The following is a 1,766-nucleotide window of genomic DNA, read 5'->3' on the forward strand; positions in this document are numbered from 1 at the left end:
CTTGCGTTAGGAATGCGCTCACTCAATAAATCGGCCTGATATGTCAATCCAGATTTCACAGCTCTCGCAGCAATTGGCCTTGGCACATGAACACCTGCATTAATCAGTGTAAGTAATAGTTGGAACTCTTGCGCACAACGCGTTTGCTCCCAACCTGAAAACCAATAATTGTCTTTAACTAACTTACCAAATAAGCCACCACGTCGATAATGACGCAGAGCGGCTTGCATCGTATCAAGCTGAACAAACCAAGTCGTGCCACGCCCTGACGCACTGCCAGTTACTTTGTTGGTGGATTGCCAATACTCGGCATCAAAAATAGGCTGACTAGGATCTTCAATAAGCTCCTCATCAAACCAAATGACTTGGTTGCTATCTCGATACTGCTGAATCATGTTGTAACCTCTAGCCTAAGTAGCGACTGGCCAAGATGTATAGCCAAGTAAAAGCTGCAAACGCTAACGCAACCATAACGGCTGCCGATCCTATATCTTTAGCGCGGCCACTTAATTCATGGCGTTCAACACCAATGCGATCCACCACTGCTTCTATCGCGGAGTTAATCAGCTCGACAATCAGAACTAATACCACAACACCAATCAATAAGATGCGCTCTATCATCCCGACATCAACCACGCACGCCAAAATCACAGCAATGCTTAGCAAAGCGAGCTCTTGTCGAACAGCAGCTTCATGTTTAAAAGCGGCTTTTAATCCCTGTATAGAATAACCTGTCGCTTTGATAATGCGCTTTACCCCAGTATTGCCTGGCTTTCCAGATTCTTGCGATTGATGTGGTGTTGTCTTTGACATTGCAGAACACTTATCGGTACTTCGTTATATTGGAGCCGTGTATTTTACATTTATTGGGGATGTCTGCATAATTTACCTGCCTCTATTCATCTAGTCAGACAATAATTATGTTCACTTCTGCCCCATCGTCATTATGCATCTTGCGTTTATCCGCTATTGGAGATGTGTGTAATACCATCGCTACTGTGCAAGCAATCCAGAAACAGTGGCCAACCACGCAAATAACTTGGATTACTGGCAAGTTAGAAGCTCAGTTGCTAGCAGCTATTGAGGGGGTCGAAGTCATTGTATTCGATAAAAAAGCTGGTTTAGATGGCTATAAAGCCTTGTGGAAACAGTTAAAGGGCCGAGAATTTGATGCTCTGTTACATATGCAATATGCGATTCGAGCGAGCGTCGCGACTTTGGGCATTAAGGCAAAATACAAACTTGGTGTTTCATCTGACAGAAGCCAAGATTTTCAAACACTATTCACTAATGTCAAAGTTCCCTCACCACAATCTCTGCACGTGGCGGATGGTTTGATGGCTTTTGCTCATCAAATTGGCATCCTTAACACGGAGTTAGACTGGGCACTTTCCTACTCCACACAAGACCAAGAGTGGGCAGAGAGTCATGTTTCTTGCGACAAACCCAACCTACTGATTGTGCCAGGAGCCAGTAAAGCATATAAAAACTGGAATGCTGAAGGGTACATAGACGTCATCCACCATGCGAGGGCACAAGGTTGGAATGTAATTCTGGCTGGCAGCCCAGCTCAAGTCGAACTGGATTTGGCAGATGCCATTCAATCTCGACTGGAAGAGCCATGTCTAAATTTAGTTGGGCAAAGCTCAATCCTGCAAATGCTGGCTCTGATTGACAAAGTAGACATGGTCATCGCGCCTGATACCGGACCAGCTCACATGGCAAGCGCCATGAACACACCGATCATTGGTTTATACGCCCACCAT

Annotated in this window: 3 protein-coding genes; 1 reads left to right on the top strand and 2 read right to left on the bottom strand. The window is 45.2% G+C overall.

From position 1 onward, the window contains the following. Positions 1-395: 3-deoxy-D-manno-octulosonic acid kinase (locus tag R7E42_RS23825; RefSeq protein WP_318073064.1), on the bottom strand; the 395-nt coding region annotated here is incomplete at its 3' end. Positions 396-405: 10 nt separating this feature from the next. Then, positions 406-813, bottom strand: a complete 408-nt coding sequence (locus tag R7E42_RS23830; RefSeq protein ID WP_005459671.1) for a diacylglycerol kinase — start codon at positions 811-813, stop codon at positions 406-408. 107 nt (positions 814-920) lie between these two features. On the opposite strand from R7E42_RS23830, the gene R7E42_RS23835 reads away from it, so the two are divergent. Then, the coding region (locus tag R7E42_RS23835) for a glycosyltransferase family 9 protein (RefSeq protein ID WP_318073065.1) at positions 921-1,766 on the top strand (846 nt) is incomplete at its 3' end.

Source organism: Vibrio sp. Vb1337 (assembly GCF_033338715.1).
Classification (GTDB): Bacteria; Pseudomonadota; Gammaproteobacteria; order Enterobacterales; family Vibrionaceae; genus Vibrio; species Vibrio alginolyticus.